Here is a 19807-nt window from a genome sequence, read left to right as displayed (position 1 = left end):
ATATTTTATTTTAACATATAATCAGGCTGAATCACCAAAAATACGAACTGACGTTTGATTTTCATAGACAATAAAAACCTGTCAATCGTGTTGAACAGGTTTAAGTAGATGTTTTCTTATCCTTTTTCATGCTTCTGGCAGCGATAAAACCAGCTGCTAAGCTGGCTACATCCAAAATGGCGATATAAATAGTATCCATATGACCTGCAAAATAAGAGGCAATTAATAAACCAGCCGTCAACAATGTCCCAACGACATGACTATATGTAACTCTTGTGAAAAATAAGACAAGCAAAAAAGGGGCGAATGCGGCAAACACAAGCTTGATCATAAAAAAACCTCTTTTCGTCAACGGTTATACATTTATTATATTGAAGCCCTCAAAAAGCTTTCAAGCAAAACCACATACCGATGCTTTTTGAACAATAATGGCAATCAATGTTCTTTCACTATGAATGCTTTATTTTTGATTATTCTCCAAAAACGCCTCATATGCTAAACCGATTGCTCCGCAAAGTCCCGCATTATCCCCTAATCCGGGCGGAACAATATAATCTGCAATGTTTTCTAGCACCACTTCATGGCGAACATAACCGTTTAATAAAGCTTGAACATTTTGATGTATAAGGGGGAACAATTGCTTTTGTTTGGCGACTCCGCCGCCAATTATTATTTTTTTAGGCGATAAAACGAGTATAAGGTTGGCAATTCCTTGTGCAATATAGTACGCTTCCAAATCCCATACTTTCTCATTTTTTTCTAATTCTTGCCCCTTTTTTCCCCAGCGTTTTTCTATTGCTGGACCGGATGCCATTCCTTCCAAGCAATCTTTGTGATACGGACAATTGCCGGCAAACGAATCTTCAGGATGGCGCCGAACAAGCATATGCCCCATTTCCGGATGGATTAGCCCGTGTACTAGATGTCCTTCAGAGATGGCACCGACTCCGATCCCGGTACCGATCGTCATATAAATGCAGCTATTCAGACCTTTCGCAGCCCCCCATTTCATTTCCCCCAGCGCTGCTGCATTGACGTCGGTATCAAAGCCAATTGGAATAGGGAATTCTTTTTTTATCGTTCCGACAAGATTTATATTCGCCCACTGTAGCTTCGGAGTAGATGTTATGTATCCGAATGTTTCGCTTGTGCGATCTAAATCAATCGGACCGAATGAGCCAATTCCAAGCGCTTTAATATCTTTATCCCGAAAAAATTTGACCACTTGTTCAAGTACTTCATCAGGCGTTGTCGTCGGAAAAGAAGTCCGCTCGATGATATTTCCGTTTTCATCTCCAATTCCACAGACAAATTTTGTTCCGCCCGCTTCAATTGCACCTAAAAGCATGCACAATTCCTCCCATGATTTTGTCCATAATGTTATGTCCAATTTTTCATTAGCGGCAGGTTGTCAAATTAATAAGATTATAATAAATGTCATATGTTTATGGAAGAGAAATATTAAAAAATGCAAGAAAAAAAGGCGATCAGCCATTAGCTGAAAGCCTCATTTAGAAGTTTTTTATTTCGTTCCCATAAAATCGTTAAACTAATGAGGGTCACTAAAACAGTCGCCCCCATATCAGACAGAATGGCTATCCAAAGCGTAAGCCAGCCTGGAATCGTCAGCAGCAGTGCAGCGGCTTTTAAACCTAGAGCAATCCCGATGTTTAACTTGATGATTCTGTTCACCTTTTTGGCGGTTGAAACAGCTTCAGGCAGCTTTCCTAAATGATCTTGCATTAAAACGATATCAGCCGTTTCAATTGCGCTGTCTGTTCCTTTTCCCATTGCAATGCCTAAATCAGCAGCTGCGAGCGCAGGTGCATCATTAATACCATCTCCGATCATTGCCGTTTTTCCTGAGAGAGACAGCTCTTTTACCTTTTCCACCTTTTCTTCCGGCAGAAGGTTTGCAAAATATTCACTTAAACCAACCTTTTTCGCCACTTTTTCAGCAGTTTTTTCGTGGTCTCCTGTCAACATGACAGTCCTCTTCACACCTGTTCGGTGAAGCATGCGGATCACCTGGCTGCTTTCCTGTCGAATTTCATCCGCTATACCGACCATACCAAGAACGTTTTTGTCATCTGAAACCAAAACGATTGTTAGTCCTTCCTGTTTAAAGGCCTTTATGTCTTCCTTTACATTTTCGCTGAGTGAAAGATGTTGAATCGTTTTTTCATTGCCGACACGGTATTCCTTCCCGTCTATCTCCGCTTTTATTCCCTCACCTGATGTTGCAACAACGGAGCAAGCCTCCAAAAGGGAAACGTTTAACTCATCTATTTTTTTCATAATGGCTTTAGCGATCGGATGAGTAGAGGATTTTTCAATTGATCCGATGATGCTCCAAAAAGAAGGATCATATTCTACAAACTTCTCTACATAAGGCTCCCCTTTTGTCAGTGTACCTGTTTTATCAAAAGCTATTATTCCAATTTTCCCTAATTGCTCTAAATAAACCCCGCCTTTTACAAGAATGCCTTTGCGTGCATTTCTCGTGATTCCTGAAACGATAGCAATGGGAGAGGATAAAACTAATGCACATGGACAGCCGACAATTAACACTGCCAATCCTTGATATAAAGATGTTCTCCAATCAACTCCTAAGAAAAGCGACGGAATAAAAATAACGACAAGAGAGATAAGCATGATCAAAGGAGTATAATATTTCGCAAACTTATTAATGAATTGCTCAGTCGGCGTTTTTGTTTCCTGCGCTTCTTCAACTAAATGCAAAATTTTCGCTAGAGACGATTCTTCGTATGGCTTTGTTATCCGAACTTTCAAAATTCCTTCATTATTAATGCTTCCGCCAAACACTTCATCTTTTGCTTCTTTTTCAACAGGGAGAGATTCTCCAGTAATGGCCGCTTCATTAACTGAGCTTTTTCCTTCCACCACTATCCCATCCGATGGAATTTTTTCACCGGCTTTGACAAGAACAATATCCCCTGCCTTGATGTCATGAATGGAAACTTTCTTTTCCTGACCATCTATAACAATCGTAGCTTCATTCGGCGCAACTTCTAAAAGCGATTCGATAGAACGACGGGCCTTTTCCATTCCCAAGCCCTCTAAATATTCGTTCACTCCAAATAAAATGGCAACAACAGCACCTTCCTTCCACTCTCCGATGCCAAAAGCTCCAATCAAAGCAATTGTCATAAGGGTGTCAATGTTAAATTTCAATCGAACGAGGTTTTTGGCCCCTTTCAAAAATGTTTTATATCCGCTGATCACCGTAGCAATTATATACATTGTAACAGCGGCGGATTGTGATAATGTTTTCTCGAACACAACAGCAGCTATAAAAGCTAAAACCGAGAGCAAAACGAGCCACAATAAATAAGAATGTGTATCTTCATGTTTGTTTTCTTCCTCAATATAGGCCCCATCTGATGCTAAAATTTTTTTGACTTTAGCAATATTAATTTCTTCATTGACATACAGTTTGCTAGATTGAAAATTTAATTTTGCATTTTCCCCATATTCAAGCTTTTGGATTTCCTCTTCCAGATTCTTTGCGCAATTTGCACAAGACAATCCCTTTACCCGATACTGAATCATTCTCTAATCCCCCAATGAAATAGAGTACACATTGCAGTATACAGTATATGTGTTTATATGAATAAGTGTTCATATTTTATATGTCCATTTTATGAAAAGGCAATTCAATTGTCAAATATTTTCGTAAATATAATTTTGACATGTACATATGAATAACCTTACAATATTAATGTTATCGAAATTCGATATCGATTCTCAAAATGGGGGGTAAAAATGGAAGATAAAGTGTTGCGCAAGCTTTTTCTCGGTTTTATACATATTCATATTTTACATCATGCAAGCGAACATCCTATATTCGGCTTGTGGATGCTTGAGGAACTGAAAAGTCATGGCTACAACATAAGTGCAGGGACTCTTTATCCGATTCTCCACGCAATGGAAAAGGACGGACTGTTGGAAAAAACAGAACAAAATGTAGAAGGAAAAATACGAAAATATTATACAACTACACAGAAAGGGAAAGCCGTTCTGAAAGAAGCCCGGACGAAAGCGTACGAGCTTTTTAAAGAAATACATAATGAAGGTGGGGGATAACATGAAGGAATCAAAATGGAAAACGCTGTTTGAGATATTTGCCATTTCCACAAAGCTTGGATTGACCTCATTTGGGGGGCCAATCGCCCATTTAGGATATTTTCATGAAGAATATATTCGGAGAAGAAAATGGTTGGATGAAAAGAGCTATGCAGATTTGGTTGCTTTATGCCATTTTTTACCCGGACCTGCCAGCAGCCAAGCCGGGATCGGCATCGGTCTCATGCGGGGAGGAATATTAGGCGGACTTTGCGCCTTTATCGGCTTTACGTTTCCGTCTGCTATCGCACTGATGATCTTTGCTCTTATTCTTAAAGAGTTACATATTGTTGATGCCGGCTGGATTCACGGCTTAAAGATTGTTGCTGCTGTTGTAGTCGCCCATGCTGTTATTGGAATGGCACAAAAACTTGCCCCTGACCTAGGGAGAAAAGCCATCGCATTAGGCGCGCTAGTCGTTACTTTATTATGGCAACATGCTTTTTCCCAAGTCGTCGTCATGTTGCTAGCGGCTTTTATTGGATTTTTATTATATAAAAAAGTAGAAGAAGACACCCAGACTTCGTTGCAGGTGCCGATTTCAACACGATTTGCCGCAAGCTGTTTATTGTTATTTTTCGGGCTTCTCCTTTTCCTTCCTTTATTAAAAGTGTGGACTTCTTCTTACTGGATCGGCTTGTTCGACAGCTTTTACCGCTCTGGATCTCTCGTATTTGGAGGCGGACATGTAGTGCTCCCGCTGCTTGAACAGGAATTTGTTCCAACAGGAATGTTGACAGAAAAAGAATTTTTGGCAGGTTACGGAGCAGCACAGGCAGTTCCTGGTCCTTTGTTTACATTTGCTTCTTATATTGGAGCGGTCATGAATGGATGGGCTGGGGGATTCGTTGCAACTTGCGCCATCTTTCTTCCGGCAATTCTGCTCATTTTTGGTACATTACCGTTTTGGGGAAAGCTTCGAAGCAATTCCAAGATTAATGGTGCGTTAATGGGCATACAAGCTGCTGTCGTCGGAATTTTAATTGCCGCTTTTTATGATCCGATCTGGATAAGCTCCATTAATCGTCCGATTGATTTTGCTTTTGCTGCAATTTTATTCAGTATGCTCGCTTATTGGAAGATAGCTCCATGGATCATCGTCTTAACGGGCGCCATTGGCGGCTTGTTCTTGTAAAATTAGATCTGCTGACACAAAGGTCCTTCAGGTTTCATTTGATATGATCCCTCTTATGTAGACCTGTCTACCATAAGAGGGATTCCTTACGGCTAAACCGGACAAAGTATGCCCTTTTCCGACATTGTCTGATCTGGCAGAAGCTGCTATTCATGCCCGGCTTCACCCGTTCCTGTATGAAGGCTAGTCGACAGCGTGAATTAACCAAGTTAACGTTTAGGCAAGGCTGTTCAAGAACGAGAGGTTATCTTCTGCTAGTCAATGATTAAAATAAACATATTGAAATGCTCAATTTCCATGCTTGGCAGCTTCTCAAAAAGATAACTGAATCGACTTCTCAATGATTGCTCGCAAGTACCCTGAAATGTCTTTATACGATCAATTTAGAAATTCTCTCCAGCTGCAATCTACTTTGAGGCAATCATCTTTTAAAAACTGCTTCATTTATCTCATTGCTAATGTCACTTTTAAAGAGCTCTTAGATTTCTTAAGCCCGCTGAAAATGCCTCAGAACTAGTTGACCGTATTTCCAATCTGAAAGGTTCCCTCCTCATTATGTACTGTTAAACAGATTTCCTAAACTTGACAAAAAACAGAATGCAAAATATAATAAAATATGAACATATGCTCATATATAATAAAAGAACGAGGGAATTATGAATGAAGACGGAAGATCATTCTTTCTTAAAACCTGAAACAATTGAACATATATCGCAAATATTTAAGGTGTTAGCCGATCCTACTCGAATTAAAATTCTTTATTTGTTATCACAAGAAGAGTGCAGCGTAAATCATATTGCCGAAGTGTTGGAAATGTCTCAATCAGCAGTTTCCCATCAGCTTAGTATATTGCGAAATCTTAGACTTATTAAGTATCGCCGTGAAGGAAAAACACTGATTTACTCCTGTAATGACGAACACGTTTTTTCATTATTAAAACAAGCCATTAATCATTCTGAACATCAGTAAGGAGGCATTGGACCATGAACAGCCATCACCACTCTCACGACCATCACGACTTTAACAGGGAAAACAATAAAAAAGGACTTATAATTGCATTGCTCATTACTGTTGGAATTTTGCTGTTAGAGTTTTTCGGGGGGTTAATGACAAACAGTCTGGCCCTTCTTTCTGACTCTGGACATATGCTTAGTGACGCCAGTTCGCTTGCTCTTAGCCTAATTGCTATATGGTTTGCGGCCAAACCAGCCTCCCCAAATAAAACGTATGGCTTTTATCGTTTTGAAATTTTAGCCGCTTTGTTTAATGGAGTTACCTTGTTTGTTATCGCTGGATTTATCATTTGGGAAGCTGTTCAGCGTTTTTTCAATCCGCCGACTGTAGCAAGCGGCTCGATGATGTTGATTGCGTCTATTGGTCTTCTTGCTAATCTTTTAAGTGCCTGGGTGTTAATGAGAAAAGGTGATGTGAAACATAATGTCAATGTTCGCAGCGCTTATCTTCACGTTATCGGCGATGCATTAGGCTCTGTCGGAGCCATTGCTGCAGGATTCATCATGTGGCTCTTTGACTGGTATATAGCAGACCCTATTATTTCCATTTTAGTTGCTTTATTAATATTAAAAGGCGCTTGGGGAGTTTTGAAGCATAGCATACACATTTTGATGGAAGGAACGCCCGTTACCATTGATCAAAATGAAGTGAAGAAAGCCTTAAAAAGTATTGAAGGTGTGAAGGATGTTCACGACCTGCATATTTGGACGATTACATCAGGTTTAGATTCACTAAGCTGCCATATTTTAATTGAAGATCATCATGACAGTCAAAAGGTGTTACAAGCTGCCATTCACATGATTGAAGAAAAATTTAAGATTTTGCATACAACCATTCAAATTGAAACCTCTCAAATCCATCATGGAAAAATGAAAGTCTAGCTTTTTTCGGAGTTGATTGAAATGGAACAAAATGTTGATGTTCTTGTAATCGGTGCTGGCCAAGCAGGATTAGCGATGGGGTATTATCTAAAGCAACACGATATATTATTTGCCATTGTCGGCAAGGAAAATCGAATCGGAGATGTTTGGAGAAATCGTTACGATTCTTTAGTGCTTTTTACCCCTCGATCGTTTAGCTCCTTGCCAGGAATGGTCTTAAAGGGTGACCCGAACGGATATCCAACTAAGGATGAAATAGCCGATTATTTAGAGGATTATGCTCAAAAATTCGAATTGCCTATTCATCTGAATACAGAAGTCATTTCTCTTCAAAAAGAAAATGAGATTTTTAAAGTGACAACCAACCATAGGAGATATATGGCAAATAAAGTGGTTATAGCAACAGGGCCTTTTCAAAAGCCTTATCTTCCACCATTTGCCGAAAGCTTATACGATCAAGTGTATCAAGTGCATACATCCGCCTATTTGAATCCATCTCAATTGCAAGATGGCTCTGTTTTAGTAGTCGGTGCAGGAAATTCTGGAGCGCAAATTGCAGTTGAATTGTCCGAAGACAGAGAAGTTTATTTATCAGTAGGTCATAAAATGAGATTTCTTCCACTTGAAATTATGGGGAAAAGTATTTTCTGGTGGTTTCAAAAAATAGGTTTATTAGACGTCCATATCAATAGCCCGTTAGGCAGGTTGATCAGTAAACAAAGCGATCCTATTTTCGGTAGAGAGCTGAAACATTTACTACAAGAAGGCAAAATAAAAATGAAGCCTAAAACAGAGAGTGTTTCAGGAGATGTTATCTCTTTTGCAGATAACAGTCAAATTCAAGTTCAAAATGTCATTTGGGCAACCGGATTTTATTTTGATTACAGCTGGATACAAATTCCTAATGTTTTAGATCATAGAGGAAAGCCCGTTCACCAAAGAGGGGTTACTCCTGTGAAAGGATTGTACTTCTTAGGATTGCCTTGGCAATATCGGAGAGGCTCCGCTCTTATCGGAGGGGTGGGCGCCGATGCAGAGTACTTGATAAATGATATTTTAAACCATTGAAGGTGCTTGCAATGTTTAGCTAGAGTTTTTCTAGCCGCGGCTATTTTCATGATTAGACATATTTACTGAAAGGCTTCAAATATTATTGAACAATGTCAGTTCCTTTGTACAATAATTTCTCGAGCCTAATTCTGCTAGCTATAACATTTTTTGACGTAAAAAACACTTAGCCAATCATTGACTAAGTGGTTTGATGTGATAGAGAAAATATACCTTTATCGTTCCGGAAAAAAAATGAAACTCATTCCGAAGAATTATGGCCTATCCCTAAAAATTATGTCGCTATTCCGGTTGATTATGAACCATTCATACCGGTTAAGAGGCTTCTGACTTCCACTTCTCACCTTGCACAAAGAGCAAGCCGAGTTCATGATGCTCCCCTTCGTATAAGGCGCGTTGGACAAAACGGATTTCTTTGTTATGTCCTAGTACCTCCAACTTACAATGCGTCCTGCTTATCTGCAGCGCTTCGTAAAATTCGTACGTTGTTTTTACATTTTTTCCATTCACCTTTGTTATAACTTCTCCCGCTTTTATTCCCATTTTCTCTCCCGGGGATTGAGGAAGCGTGCCTAATACGACCAGTCCATAATCTTGTTTCGAGAAATAAAAAGCGGCCGAATTATCATTCATCCTTTGTTTTACAGTTATTAATCCCTTTCCTATCAATGCAAGAGCCGCGGCAACAAACGACAGAAATGGAGCCCACAACGAAGCAGCAGCAACAACAAGAGAAATAATTCCAAGAATCGAAATGCGCCGGCCTGTTACTTGAATGCTTTCCTTTGGCAAAGACCCTTGAATTCTTTGATAAAAACCGACAAAATACGGAATCATCACGAGCATAAATGGTTCACCATTTAAAGAAATAATTGGCCACCAAGAAAAAGGAGATTCCAATGAACCGCCTGGAACTAAAAGCATTAACGGAATCATCCATGTTCTGTTCGCTACATGATTCCCAATCGGCATTCCTCTCTTGCTTTTTATGATAAATGGGGATGTATGGTAATGTGCTGTTCGATAGATGAGAATCCCTTCACAAATAAGCAAAAAGCTCAAAAATAGCGACAAGACGCTGTAGTTTGTTTTATCAAGGCTCACAAAAAATTCATCGATCCAAGGAGATTGATCTGCCACTCCATTTAATAAAGCTGTTAAAAAAATCGTTCCGCCCAATGAGATACTTGATGACAAAAAACGCGGCTGAAAAGTTAAACTAACAGCCAGCAGCCAAATAGTCAATAAAACGAGTGTTCCGAATGGAATCCACAGTCCTAGAAGCATGAAAAGAACAGAAAGGATAAGGCCAGCGATAATTCCCTTCGTATAAGTAAAACGAATATCGTCAAACACATCATATACGCGCACATGAAAAGATTTTCGTTCTCTTCTAACCCGCCAATATCCATTTAAAAAGGAAAAAATGAGAAAGAAATACAAAAGCGGATGCAAGAAAAAACGGCCTATGCTGAAAAGCAATTCTAAAAGCCATTGTCCAACCAAACGGCCCACCCCTTTTACGAATCATATGAGACTTTCCTCTATTTTATCAAATCTTGTGAACTACCCTCCACTTACCACCCTTGCGGGTCGCTTGAAGTGGGGGCTTCTCGGGTAATCCTATCTAACGATAAGAAATTGACCGAGCTTACCCTCTCGTTCCGAAAGTTATTATTCTTTATGCTAATATGCGTAATCCTTCATTTTTGATATTGATTGCTGAATTGTGATCACGATCTAATACAAAACCGCAAGAACATTCATATACACGTTTAGATAATGGCATTTCTTTTTCCTTGCCACAACAAGAACATTTCTTAGTAGAAGGGAACCACTTATCGATTTTTACAAGTTGTTTCCCTTGTTCTTTTAGCTTGTATTCTAAGAAAGTAGTGAACATACCCCAGCCATTATCATGAACACTTTTTCCAAAATTGAGGGCTTGAGACATTCCTTTCATGTCTAAGTCCTCAATGATAACTGCGTCATAGGTTGATGCTAATTCTTTTGATTTATGGTGAAGAAAATTCTTGCGTTGATTGGCAATTTTCTCTTGTAACTTTGCTACTTTCAAACGTTGTTTTTCCCAACGTGCAGAACCTTTTTTTCTGCGAGAAAGAATTCGTTGTGCTTTTGCCAGTTTGTCTAATGCTTGTCGATAGTACCGTGGGTAATTGGCTTTCTCACCCTGTTCACTCTCGACATATAGACCGTCCATAGCAAAATCTAAGCCAACTACTTTTTGAATCTTTACTGACTGAATATCTTTCTCGTATTCTGTCAAAATCGAAATATAATATTTACCTGTCTTTGTTTTAGAAATAGTACAAGATTTGATTTTATAATCAGCAGGTATTTCTCTATGTCGGTTCATTTTCATTGGCTTTTTGATTTTTGGTAGTTTGATATGACCATTTTCTAGCTTAATATTGCCGTTGACCATATTGGTTGTGTAAGATTGTTTATTTTTCTTGCTTTTGAATTTAGGAAACTCCGCACGACCTTCAAAAAAGTTCTTATAAGCATTTTGCAAATTGATCTGTGCGTTTGCTAAAGCTAAAGAATCCACTTCTTTTAGGAATGGAAATTCATCTTTGTATTTCGCTGGTGTCGGGAATGCTTGTTGTTTAAGCGTTTCTTTATCGTTTTTGAATTTCTCATACGTTTCCTTACGTTCTTCCAGCATCTTATTGTAGACAAAGCGAACACAACCAAATGTTTTGGCTAATTGGATTTTCTGTTCTTTATTCGGATACAAACGAAATTTGAAGGCTTTGTTTTGTTTGGCCATATCAAATCACCTCACTTCTGACCTTGATTTTCAATGTATTTTTTTATGACTTCTATTGGTGCACCGCCTGTTGTAAGCAGGCAAAAGCTTCTTGACCAAAACATCTCTTTCCATAGTCTTTTTCGGATATGAGGAAAGTTTTTCTTTATCAGTCGAGAACTTGCACTCTTATAAGTATTGATGAACTTCGATAATTCAGAATTAGGATGTGCTTTGAATAGGATGTGGATATGATCCTTATCATGATTCCACTCTGTCAAAGTAATGTTGTATTTTTTTCCGATCTCAATGAACATATCTTTTGCAAAATCAGATATTTCATCGGTGAACACTTCTCTGCGATACTTTACAACTAATACAAGATGATAATGTAATAGGAACACTGAATGATTATTACTATCCAATTTCATTGATATATCAATCCTTTTTTATATATAAGACTGATTATATCAAAACCTTTGGCTAAAGCCAACCGAAATTCATCTCCCACCTACTCATTGGGCTACGCCCTGCACATTCCTTGAGGATGGGAGACTTCTTTCGGAAATCCGTTAAAAAAGAAGCTAGAACGTCATATAAAAAACCGGAAATAGGCAAAAAGGCCGATTGACCAAATTCATGGAGCAGCGGCTTTTTTGGCTTCATACCGCTTTTTTCTAAAAAGCTGAATGAATCAAACTTGCAGCAAATTGATCAAAAAATTGAGCAAGGAAACAGCCACTTAACAATGCCGCTCTGTCACTTCCCAATGATTTAAATCGAGTAGGAGGGGGTGACTAACCCCCGTCCTCTCACACCACCGTACGTACGGTTCCGTATACGGCGGTTCAATTAAGATAATTGACGCAAGTCTTTATAACTTCCGTGAATAGCTGTTCTCTTTATGCCAGTGGTCACTCCACCCTCCAAGAGATCTCCCACGGGATTCACCGCTTCCTCCCTCAAGTGAGGTACTACGTTTTCTGTGTTCATCATGACTCACTGAATGCCAAGGGCTATTCTCTCTTAATTGTTCGGTCCTTCTTAGTTGTTCTAGACCAACTAATACTATGACCTCTGCTGACTTCTGACGGTTCAGCTATCTATCACTAGATAGGTTACCAAGGTTACTTGGCGTGCCAGCCAGACCTCCCCGGGTAAGAGTGTAATCTTTCCTTCCATCCATCTGCTTCATTTACTCTGTATCACCTTCGGCAGAAAGGGCTTTGTTTTGTCTTGCAAACTCACCCAGTGATACCTAGCCTCATATGAAGTTCGTGTTCCTCAGACCGGAAGTTTGCCGCTCGCTTCCTTCAGATTCCGCGTCACCACGGACACCCTTGCGTTAAGCTAACTGCTACTTCTGCCTTCGCAGCTCGGGACTTTCACCCTATAGATTACACCCATGCCGGGCGCACAAGAAAACGCAGCCATATTGTCATAAAGCTGCGTCCATCCTCTGTATGCATAAATAATTGTAAATTTCACTACGATATGAAAGCAGAAATTTTCTCAACTGAAAAGCCTGCACAAGGAAGCGAAATCTCATTTAGAGGCTGTCCATAAAGTGAAATCCCTATTGAAAACAAAAAATCATAAACATCGATATATCAACGTTTCTAAAACATTAAAGCGAGCGTCAATAAGCCGTAAAAACGACTTATTAGACAGCCCCTTAAACAAAATGCAACAGAAAAACTGCCGTATTTTTTCAATACTTAAGAAGATCGTGCTAATAGTGAAATGGCAGTTTGCAGCTGCAAGTCATTTTGTTTTGAACGAGTTTCTTTTGTGATCAATTCATTCATTTTTATAGCTGTTTTTTGATCCACTTTCCCCGTCACGGATAAACCGTTCATTTTTTGAAACGCCTTTACAGCCAGCTCGGTTTCTAAACTGAAATAACCGTCTTTTCTCCCAGGATCATAACCTAATCCTGATAATAATATTTGTGCAATGCGAACTTGTTCATTATTCATCTCTTTCTTTAATGGCTGATAAATATCGAGCGGTCCAGCTTTAAAATAATCCGGCTGCGATATTTTTACCGTTGGTTCCACACCTTTTTCATGAATCCAATTTCCCTTAGGAGTCAACCATTTGTATAACGTCAGCTTTATGTTGCTTCCATCATCCAGCGGTATTGTTTGCTGAACTGTTCCCTTTCCAAAGGATTTTTCGCCGACAATGGTATAACCCCCCGCTTCTTTCAACGCAGCTGCCAAAATTTCCGAAGCAGATGCGCTGCCGTTGTCAATTAAGACGGCAATAGGATAATGCTTCTTTTCTTTTAATGTTGAATAATACATCTCCCTTTTTCCGTCTCTCTTTTCTATTTGAATATATGGTGCATGATTAGGAACGAGCTGATGCAAAATTTGCTCTACAGCCTGCAAATATCCCCCCGGATTGCCGCGAACATCGATGACTAAACCGTTAATTTTCTTTTTTTCTAACATTTTTAGCTTTTGTTTAAAGTCATCAGCTGTCCTTTCAGAAAATGAAGTAATATGCAAGACACCTAACCGCTTCCCATTTTTATTGATTTCGGAGCTGAACACTGTTTCAATCGGAATCTCATCCCGCTTTACTTCAAAAAACAATAAATCTTTACTTCCAGGGCGGCGTATCGTAAGTTTGACGATTGTTCCTTTTTCTCCTCTGATTTTCAGTACTGCTTCATGAAGATCTGAACTGGAAACTGTTTTACCATCAATTTTCACAATTTCATCATTTGGCTTTAAGCCCGCTTTTTCCGCCGGCGAATTTTTAAATGGTGAAATAATGGTTATTTTGCCGTTGTTCATACCGATTTCGGCACCGATTCCTTCAAATGAAGAATCAAGGGACTCTGTAAATTGTCTAACAGTTTCCTTATCCATATAGACTGAGTATGGATCGCCTAAAGAAGATAGCATCCCTTGAATGGCACCTTCTAGGAGACGTTTTTTGTCGACTGGATGGACATATTTTTCAGAAATTAATTCATACGTTTTTATAAATTTCTCCAATCCTGGAATGGTTTCATCTGAACTTTGCGCAGATGCAGCAATTGTTTTATTTTCCAGCGATTCATTATTTTCAGCATGACCGTGCACATCCAAAACGACGATGGAACTGGTCACGATCCAAAACACTGTAATCAATTTTATTATTTGTTTCATATGTTTTTGCCTTCCTTTCCAACAATCCGAATTATTTATAGCGTATGCAAAGCTTGTACAAATCATGTGCGGATTACAGGAAAAGGAAAAGCAATTCAAAAAACTTAATATACCGCCCTTTGACAAGAATTTGACCGCTTCTAGTCAAGTTCCATCAAGAAAACAGAAAAAATCAGCCAACGATCATCTTTGCTTTGAAAATGGGTAAGGTGTTTTGTTCTCATAAAAACGCTTTCCTTTTCTTTAGTCAAGCAAACTGCCTACACCGGCATAATCATACGGGAGGAGTAACTATATTTTTTGTAATTATCTATCACTACATGAAAAAGAATTATTGTGAAAATCAATCCATTGAAGCTTGATGTAATCTCCCGTTTCCTCTATTTTTTGCATCGATGAAACACGATCAGAAGAAAACTGTTTTGCAATTTATAAAAAAAATAACAATGCACAACAAACTCTTCTTCCCTTGAGAGCTTATTGTGCATTGTTAATAAATTTTTATGGAAGAACGCTTAAAGGATTGATCGCGCTGGATTTGCCTCGCCATGTTCCGTTATGTACTTCAAAATGTAAATGTTGGCCTGCCTGTGGGTTATTCTTAGTTGGTTTCGGATACACATTTCCTGAATTTCCCATATATCCAATAAACTGACCTTGGCTCACTTTTTGACCATTTGAAACGTTAATGCTTCTCAAATGCCCGTAAAGTGTAGTATACGTTTTACCGTTAATATTATGGATGATCATAATCACATTACCGTAGCCGCTCATTTGTCCAGCATAACTAACCGTGCCGCCAGCAGAAGCGTAAACTGGAACCGTTCCTCGTTTTGCAATATCAATTCCTGCATGTAACCTGCCCCATCTCATCCCCATTTTAGAGGTAAGAACACCTGAAGCCGGCCAGATAAAAGATCCGCTTCCTGCAGCTGATGATACAGATGGTTCTGGTGAAGATCCGCCATCGCTTGAAGCAGCAGTTTTATCACTTGAAGCAGCAGTTTTATCGCTTGATTTAGAAGCAGATTGTGAAGCTTGAGCCTGTCTAGCCTTTTCTTCTTCTAGTCTTTTTAAATATTCTTGCTGCTGTTGTTCAATCATTTTTTGCTGCTTTGCCAGCATAGCATCTTGATGTACCAAATCTTCTAATTGATCCATTGCCTGGCCATGTTCCGCTTCCAATTGCCCCAACAATTTATCTTTTTCATCAATTTGCTTATCTAGCTCTTGTTTCAATGAAGCCAATTCAGATAAAGCTTCTTCCAAAGAGGACAGCTGTTTGTTTAATTTAGCCTCCGCTTCCTCTTTCAGTTTCATATCTCTTTCATGCTCTTCAATAATTTTTTGATCCGCATCAACGATCGTTGTAACAGCGCTTATACGAGTTACAAAATCATTGAAGCTTTTCGCACCTAAGATAACGTCGAGATAGCTGATTGTACCTCCGGCTTCCTGCAAGGATTTTGCCCGTTCTTTTAACAGTTCATTCCGCTTTTCAATCCGTTTTTTTACTTCAGCAATTTGTTTTTTCAACTGTTCAATTTCAGCTTTAGTTTTCTTGATTTCATTCTCTTTCTCTTCGATTTTTTCACCAGTATCCAGCAATTTTTCATCTAACTTTTTAATCTCTTGATTAAGTTGATTTTGTTTTGTCTCTAATTCTTTTACTTCACTTTTCTTGCTTTCTATATTCGACTGAACATTTGACCGCTCATTTTGAATTCTTGCTTTTTTCTCCTCAAAGGATGACGCATAAGCGCTTTTGCTCAGCGGTACAAATACCCCGCTTGTCCCCAATATAGCTGTAAGACTTAATGTCACTATTCTCTTTTTCACAATCCGGTTCCTCCTCTTAATTCATGTTTTCAATCAATTCGATCTGGTATGGCAAGAGCTGCCTAAGATAAACTACACTTTCAAAAACTTTCGAACAGACATTAAGCTTCCCCATATGCCGATTAAGACGCCGATTAACAATAAGATAGCCGATATTTGAAAAACAAAAGGAGAAAATGGCAACAACTCAACAAAAGAACCTTGAATATAAGGAACGGCAATATTTACTAAGCTATTGTAGCTGACAACTAAAACTGTAATTGGTATGACAGCTCCCAGCGCTCCTAAAAACAAACCTTCTAAAAAGAACGGCCAGCGTATAAACCAGTTTGTTGCACCAACAAGTTTCATAATTTCTATTTCTCGTCTGCGGGCAAATATAGTGATTTTTATAGTGTTTGAGATTAAAAACATCGCAGTAAACACAAGCCCGATGATCAACACTATACCGATATTTCTTGAAACGTTGAGAACTTCAAACAATTTTTTTACAGTGTCTTCTGCATATTGAACATCTTCGACAAAGCGCATTTTTTTAATTTCTTCCGCTACAACTGGAGTATCTTCGGGAACTTTCGTTTTGACGATGAAAACATCGTTTAAAGGATTATCCTGTTCAAATAGCTTGAATGACTTTCCTTTTTCACCGAAGCTTTTAATTAATTTTTCCAGCTCCTGGTCTTTGGAAGAAAATTGGACGTTCTCCACTTTTTCTAGATTTTTTAGTTTCGATTCAAGTTGGTTTTGAGCGTTTTGATCTGCTGTCCTGTCAATTAGCACGGTTATTTCAACATCTTCTTCAATGTTGCTGGCAATATTATTTAAATTCATCATAATAACCAAAAACGTACCGACCAAAAGAAGGGTCACTGTTACGGCTGATATAGAGGCTATGGACATCCAAGCGTTTCGCCCAAGACTTTTTATCGCCTCCCGCAAATGACGACCGAGAGTTTTATTCATAAAGACCATACTCCCCTCTCGCCTCATCACGCACAATTTTGCCGTCCTCAATAGCGATAACCCGCTTTCGAATCGTGTTCACAATCACTTTATTGTGTGTTGCCATTAACACCGTTGTGCCCCGATTGTTGATCTCCTCTAGCAATCTCATAATCTCCCAAGAGGTTTCAGGGTCCAAATTTCCTGTCGGCTCGTCAGCTATTACAACAGGCGGATTGTTTACAATGGATCTAGCAATTGATACGCGCTGCTGTTCACCGCCAGACAATTCGTCAGGGAAGAAACGTGCCTTATGCTTCAATTGCACAAGATCGAGCACATTTAACACTCTCTTTTTAATGTTCTTCGGATTTTCCCCGATCACTTCCAAAGCGAAGGCAACATTCTCATAAACAGTCAATTTCGGCAATAATTTAAAATCTTGAAAGACAACCCCGATATTTCTCCGCAAATACGGCACTTCTTTTTCTTTAAGGTTTTCTAGTTGTATACCGTTTATGACAATACTGCCTTTTGTAGGCTTTTCTTCCCGATACATCAATTTGATAAATGTCGATTTTCCAGCACCGCTAGGACCTACGATGTATACAAATTCGCCTTGATTGATTTTTATTGAAATACCGTTAATGGCCAAAACACCATTCGAATAGGTTTTATAAACATCCTTCATTTCGATCATGCTATCACCTGAAGTCATTGAATTATTTCAGTACTTAGTCAAAAAAATTTTTATAACTTGAAACTAATGTTATTTTCTATTCGTCTATTAATTATGAAGCAGAAAACAAATCTTACATCCTTCCCACAAAAAACATTATAACATCATTTTTCGTCAAAAATAGACTTTTTCATATTACATTTTTGTTTCAATATCATATTTCGAGGGAAAATTTTTAAAATTCTTGTAAAAAAAACTACAAAATTTTCTATTATCTGCTATTTTTTTCTATAGCATAAAAAAGCGAGGGTGATCATGTCCCCTCGCTTCTTATGTTACTTTTGTCCTGCAAGCCACTCAGCGACAACATCTGCTTCGCTATCGTTCAATAAACCTTTTGGCATAGCGCCTTTGCCGTTTAAAATAATATCTTTTATTTCATCTTTGCTATATTTGCTTCCAACTTTCTGTAAACTCGGACCGGAAGCACCTTCAAGATTTTGTCCATGGCAGCTTGTACAATTTTGTTTTATCAGATCTTCTGCAGATGCAGTATTCTCAGCTTGATCTGTTCCGCCATTTGTTCCGCTTTCTTGGTCATTCCCGCCGCCCCCGCATGCAGCTAATACGAGTGAAAGACCAAATACTAAGATCAAGAACTTTTTCACTGCGAAATCCCCCTTCGCCAATTAGTCTCGAAGATATTATAACCTAATTATTGAGGTTTCAATCTGAAACAAATTGACCAACATTTGACAATCCTGTGAAAATAACTTGAATATTGATAAAAAAGAAAAAGGGTGTCTAATAAGTCGTTTTTACGCCTTATAGACGCCCCTTTAATGTTTTAAATGTTGATATATCAATGTTTATGATGTTTCGTTTCAATGGATTTTGACTTTCCGGACAGCCCCACAAGTTCTCTAATCAAATGGAATTTAGGGCAGTTTTTCTTCGTCATTTTTCCGTCATCACATTTCTATTCGCTCATCTTTTGTAACGAGTCATCGTCCTTTTCATAACAGCCTTAAGACAATTTTGCTCTTAAATATGCATCAATAAATGCATCAATTTCACCGTCCATTACAGCTTGGACGTTGCCGATTTCGACATTTGTCCGGTGATCTTTCACCAATGAATATGGATGGAAGACATAAGAACGGATTTGGCTTCCCCAGCCAATTTCCTTTTGTTCTCCTCGAATTTCCGCTAATTCTTTTTCCTGCTCTTCAATTTTTAATTGGTATAGCTTAGATTTTAACATTTTCATTGCTCGTTCTCTGTTTTTAATTTGAGAGCGCTCCGTTTGACATGTGACGACAATTCCAGTTGGCAAGTGTGTAATCCGTACCGCCGAGTCGGTCGTATTTACGTGCTGTCCCCCCGCACCGCTTGAACGGTACGTGTCAATTTTCAAATCCTCGCTTCTAATTTCAATATCGATTTCATCATTAAATTCTGGCATCACTTCGCAGGAAACAAAGGAAGTATGGCGGCGGCCTGATGCATCAAAAGGAGAAATGCGCACTAACCGATGGACTCCTTTTTCCGCTTTTAAATAGCCGTATGCATTGTGTCCTTTAATTAACAGCGTTACACTTTTTATTCCTGCTTCATCACCCGGAAGATAATCGATCGTTTCAACTTTAAATCCTTTCTTTTCCGCCCATCTCGTATACATTCGCAGGAGCATAGATGCCCAGTCCTGAGATTCCGTCCCTCCTGCTCCCGGATGAAGCTCTAAAATCGCGTTGTTTTTATCGTAAGGCTCATTTAAAAGAAGCTGTAATTCAAAATTATTCAATTCCTTCGTTAATTTTTTCAATTCGGATTCAAGCTCTCTTTGCAAATCATCATCCGGCTCTTCTTTAATAAGCTCGTAAGTTACTTGAAGATTTTCATATGATTCATTTAAATGGTTAAATTCTCCGACAAGATCTTTTAAGGCGTTTGCTTCATTAATTACCTTCTGAGCTGCTTGCTGGTCATCCCAAAAATTTGGCGCAGCCATTTGCTCCTCTAATTTTTTTATGCGTGCTTCCTTCTCTTCTAAGTCAAAGAGACCCCCTAAAATCCGCTAATCGTTTAGCCATTTTCTCCAGTTCATTCCGAATTTCTACTAAATCCATTAGTCCATCACCTCTAAAAATTTTTTGCACAGTATAC

The 19807-nt window shown here is 38.8% G+C and carries 17 protein-coding genes; 5 read left to right on the top strand and 12 right to left on the bottom strand.

Translation table 11 applies throughout. From position 1 onward, the window contains the following. Positions 1–100: 100 nt before the first annotated feature. The 3 genes from NSQ41_RS03690 to NSQ41_RS03680 all read right to left on the bottom strand — a co-directional run bounded on the left by NSQ41_RS03690 (position 101) and on the right by NSQ41_RS03680 (position 3573). Positions 101–331: a DUF2198 family protein gene (locus tag NSQ41_RS03690; RefSeq protein WP_063389185.1), complete on the bottom strand. Its 231-nt coding sequence runs from the start codon at positions 329–331 to the stop codon at positions 101–103. 129 nt (positions 332–460) lie between these two features. Continuing rightward, a complete protein-coding gene (locus NSQ41_RS03685; protein WP_094245198.1) occupies positions 461–1348 on the bottom strand; it encodes an ROK family protein in 888 nt (295 codons plus the stop codon). A gap of 146 nt (positions 1349–1494) precedes the next feature. Next, positions 1495–3573, bottom strand: coding sequence for a heavy metal translocating P-type ATPase (locus tag NSQ41_RS03680; protein WP_339211026.1), 2079 nt, complete (start codon positions 3571–3573; stop codon positions 1495–1497). Positions 3574–3786: 213 nt separating this feature from the next. Here NSQ41_RS03680 and NSQ41_RS03675 point away from each other — a divergent pair, with 213 nt between their 5' ends. From NSQ41_RS03675 to NSQ41_RS03655, 5 genes are all read left to right on the top strand, one after another. Continuing rightward, complete coding sequence (locus NSQ41_RS03675; protein ID WP_063389188.1) at positions 3787–4107, top strand: PadR family transcriptional regulator; 321 nt, start codon at positions 3787–3789, stop codon at positions 4105–4107. Between the two features lies 1 nt (position 4108). Then, positions 4109–5281, top strand: coding sequence for a chromate efflux transporter (gene chrA / locus NSQ41_RS03670; RefSeq protein WP_339194351.1), 1173 nt, complete (start codon positions 4109–4111; stop codon positions 5279–5281). Positions 5282–5941: 660 nt separating this feature from the next. Next, a complete protein-coding gene (locus NSQ41_RS03665) occupies positions 5942–6250 on the top strand; it encodes a metalloregulator ArsR/SmtB family transcription factor (protein ID WP_339194350.1) in 309 nt (102 codons plus the stop codon). Positions 6251–6264: 14 nt separating this feature from the next. Continuing rightward, complete coding sequence (locus tag NSQ41_RS03660; RefSeq protein WP_339211025.1) at positions 6265–7176, top strand: cation diffusion facilitator family transporter; 912 nt, start codon at positions 6265–6267, stop codon at positions 7174–7176. A gap of 21 nt (positions 7177–7197) precedes the next feature. Then, positions 7198–8244 (top strand): NAD(P)/FAD-dependent oxidoreductase, encoded by a 1047-nt coding sequence (locus NSQ41_RS03655; protein WP_339194348.1) that lies wholly within the window; start codon positions 7198–7200, stop codon positions 8242–8244. Positions 8245–8559: 315 nt separating this feature from the next. Here NSQ41_RS03655 and NSQ41_RS03650 read toward each other — a convergent pair whose 3' ends face one another. The 9 genes from NSQ41_RS03650 to prfB all read right to left on the bottom strand — a co-directional run bounded on the left by NSQ41_RS03650 (position 8560) and on the right by prfB (position 19770). Next, on the bottom strand, positions 8560–9750 hold the full coding sequence (locus NSQ41_RS03650; RefSeq protein ID WP_339211023.1) for a PDZ domain-containing protein: 1191 nt from the start codon (positions 9748–9750) through the stop codon (positions 8560–8562). A gap of 175 nt (positions 9751–9925) precedes the next feature. Further along, positions 9926–11038 carry an RNA-guided endonuclease TnpB family protein gene (locus tag NSQ41_RS03645; RefSeq protein ID WP_003353586.1) on the bottom strand — a complete coding sequence of 371 codons (1113 nt, stop codon included), beginning with the start codon at positions 11036–11038 and terminating at the stop codon, positions 9926–9928. A gap of 11 nt (positions 11039–11049) precedes the next feature. Further along, complete coding sequence (gene tnpA, locus NSQ41_RS03640; RefSeq protein WP_094245197.1) at positions 11050–11448, bottom strand: IS200/IS605 family transposase; 399 nt, start codon at positions 11446–11448, stop codon at positions 11050–11052. A gap of 1287 nt (positions 11449–12735) precedes the next feature. Continuing rightward, complete coding sequence (locus tag NSQ41_RS03635; protein WP_339198871.1) at positions 12736–14181, bottom strand: S41 family peptidase; 1446 nt, start codon at positions 14179–14181, stop codon at positions 12736–12738. A 501-nt stretch (positions 14182–14682) separates the two neighbouring features. After that, positions 14683–16020: a peptidoglycan DD-metalloendopeptidase family protein gene (locus tag NSQ41_RS03630; RefSeq protein WP_339198868.1), complete on the bottom strand. Its 1338-nt coding sequence runs from the start codon at positions 16018–16020 to the stop codon at positions 14683–14685. 72 nt (positions 16021–16092) lie between these two features. Next, positions 16093–16983, bottom strand: coding sequence for a permease-like cell division protein FtsX (gene ftsX, locus NSQ41_RS03625; protein WP_339198864.1), 891 nt, complete (start codon positions 16981–16983; stop codon positions 16093–16095). Then, a complete protein-coding gene (gene ftsE, locus NSQ41_RS03620) occupies positions 16976–17662 on the bottom strand; it encodes a cell division ATP-binding protein FtsE (protein WP_094245188.1) in 687 nt (228 codons plus the stop codon). The genes ftsX and ftsE overlap by 8 nt, the downstream gene beginning before the upstream one ends. 314 nt (positions 17663–17976) lie before the next feature. After that, positions 17977–18309: a cytochrome c551 gene (cccB, locus tag NSQ41_RS03615; RefSeq protein WP_063389198.1), complete on the bottom strand. Its 333-nt coding sequence runs from the start codon at positions 18307–18309 to the stop codon at positions 17977–17979. A gap of 359 nt (positions 18310–18668) precedes the next feature. Beyond that, positions 18669–19770, bottom strand: a protein-coding gene (gene prfB / locus NSQ41_RS03610; protein WP_130158800.1) for a peptide chain release factor 2 whose coding sequence is annotated in 2 segments (ribosomal slippage) — positions 18669–19697 and positions 19699–19770 — 1101 coding nt in all. Because the reading frame shifts where the segments join, the coding sequence is not laid out codon by codon here. Positions 19771–19807 lie beyond the last annotated feature (37 nt).

It is taken from the genome of Aeribacillus sp. FSL K6-8210 (genome assembly GCF_037963925.1).
Classification (GTDB): Bacteria; Bacillota; Bacilli; order Bacillales; family Aeribacillaceae; genus Aeribacillus; species Aeribacillus composti.
The sequence above is the reverse complement of the archived record's forward strand: the minus strand, read 5'-3'. Positions and strand labels throughout refer to the sequence as shown.

Coding starts and splice junctions, on each gene's coding strand:
- NSQ41_RS03690 (WP_063389185.1), bottom strand. CDS start 331: ATGATCAAGCTTGTGTTTGCCGCATTCGCCCCTTTTTTGCTTGTCTTA.
- NSQ41_RS03685 (WP_094245198.1), bottom strand. CDS start 1,348: ATGCTTTTAGGTGCAATTGAAGCGGGCGGAACAAAATTTGTCTGTGGA.
- NSQ41_RS03680 (WP_339211026.1), bottom strand. CDS start 3,573: ATGATTCAGTATCGGGTAAAGGGATTGTCTTGTGCAAATTGCGCAAAG.
- NSQ41_RS03675 (WP_063389188.1), top strand. CDS start 3,787: ATGGAAGATAAAGTGTTGCGCAAGCTTTTTCTCGGTTTTATACATATT.
- chrA (WP_339194351.1), top strand. CDS start 4,109: ATGAAGGAATCAAAATGGAAAACGCTGTTTGAGATATTTGCCATTTCC.
- NSQ41_RS03665 (WP_339194350.1), top strand. CDS start 5,942: ATGAAGACGGAAGATCATTCTTTCTTAAAACCTGAAACAATTGAACAT.
- NSQ41_RS03660 (WP_339211025.1), top strand. CDS start 6,265: ATGAACAGCCATCACCACTCTCACGACCATCACGACTTTAACAGGGAA.
- NSQ41_RS03655 (WP_339194348.1), top strand. CDS start 7,198: ATGGAACAAAATGTTGATGTTCTTGTAATCGGTGCTGGCCAAGCAGGA.
- NSQ41_RS03645 (WP_003353586.1), bottom strand. CDS start 11,038: ATGGCCAAACAAAACAAAGCCTTCAAATTTCGTTTGTATCCGAATAAA.
- tnpA (WP_094245197.1), bottom strand. CDS start 11,448: ATGAAATTGGATAGTAATAATCATTCAGTGTTCCTATTACATTATCAT.
- NSQ41_RS03635 (WP_339198871.1), bottom strand. CDS start 14,181: ATGAAACAAATAATAAAATTGATTACAGTGTTTTGGATCGTGACCAGT.
- ftsX (WP_339198864.1), bottom strand. CDS start 16,983: ATGAATAAAACTCTCGGTCGTCATTTGCGGGAGGCGATAAAAAGTCTT.
- ftsE (WP_094245188.1), bottom strand. CDS start 17,662: ATGATCGAAATGAAGGATGTTTATAAAACCTATTCGAATGGTGTTTTG.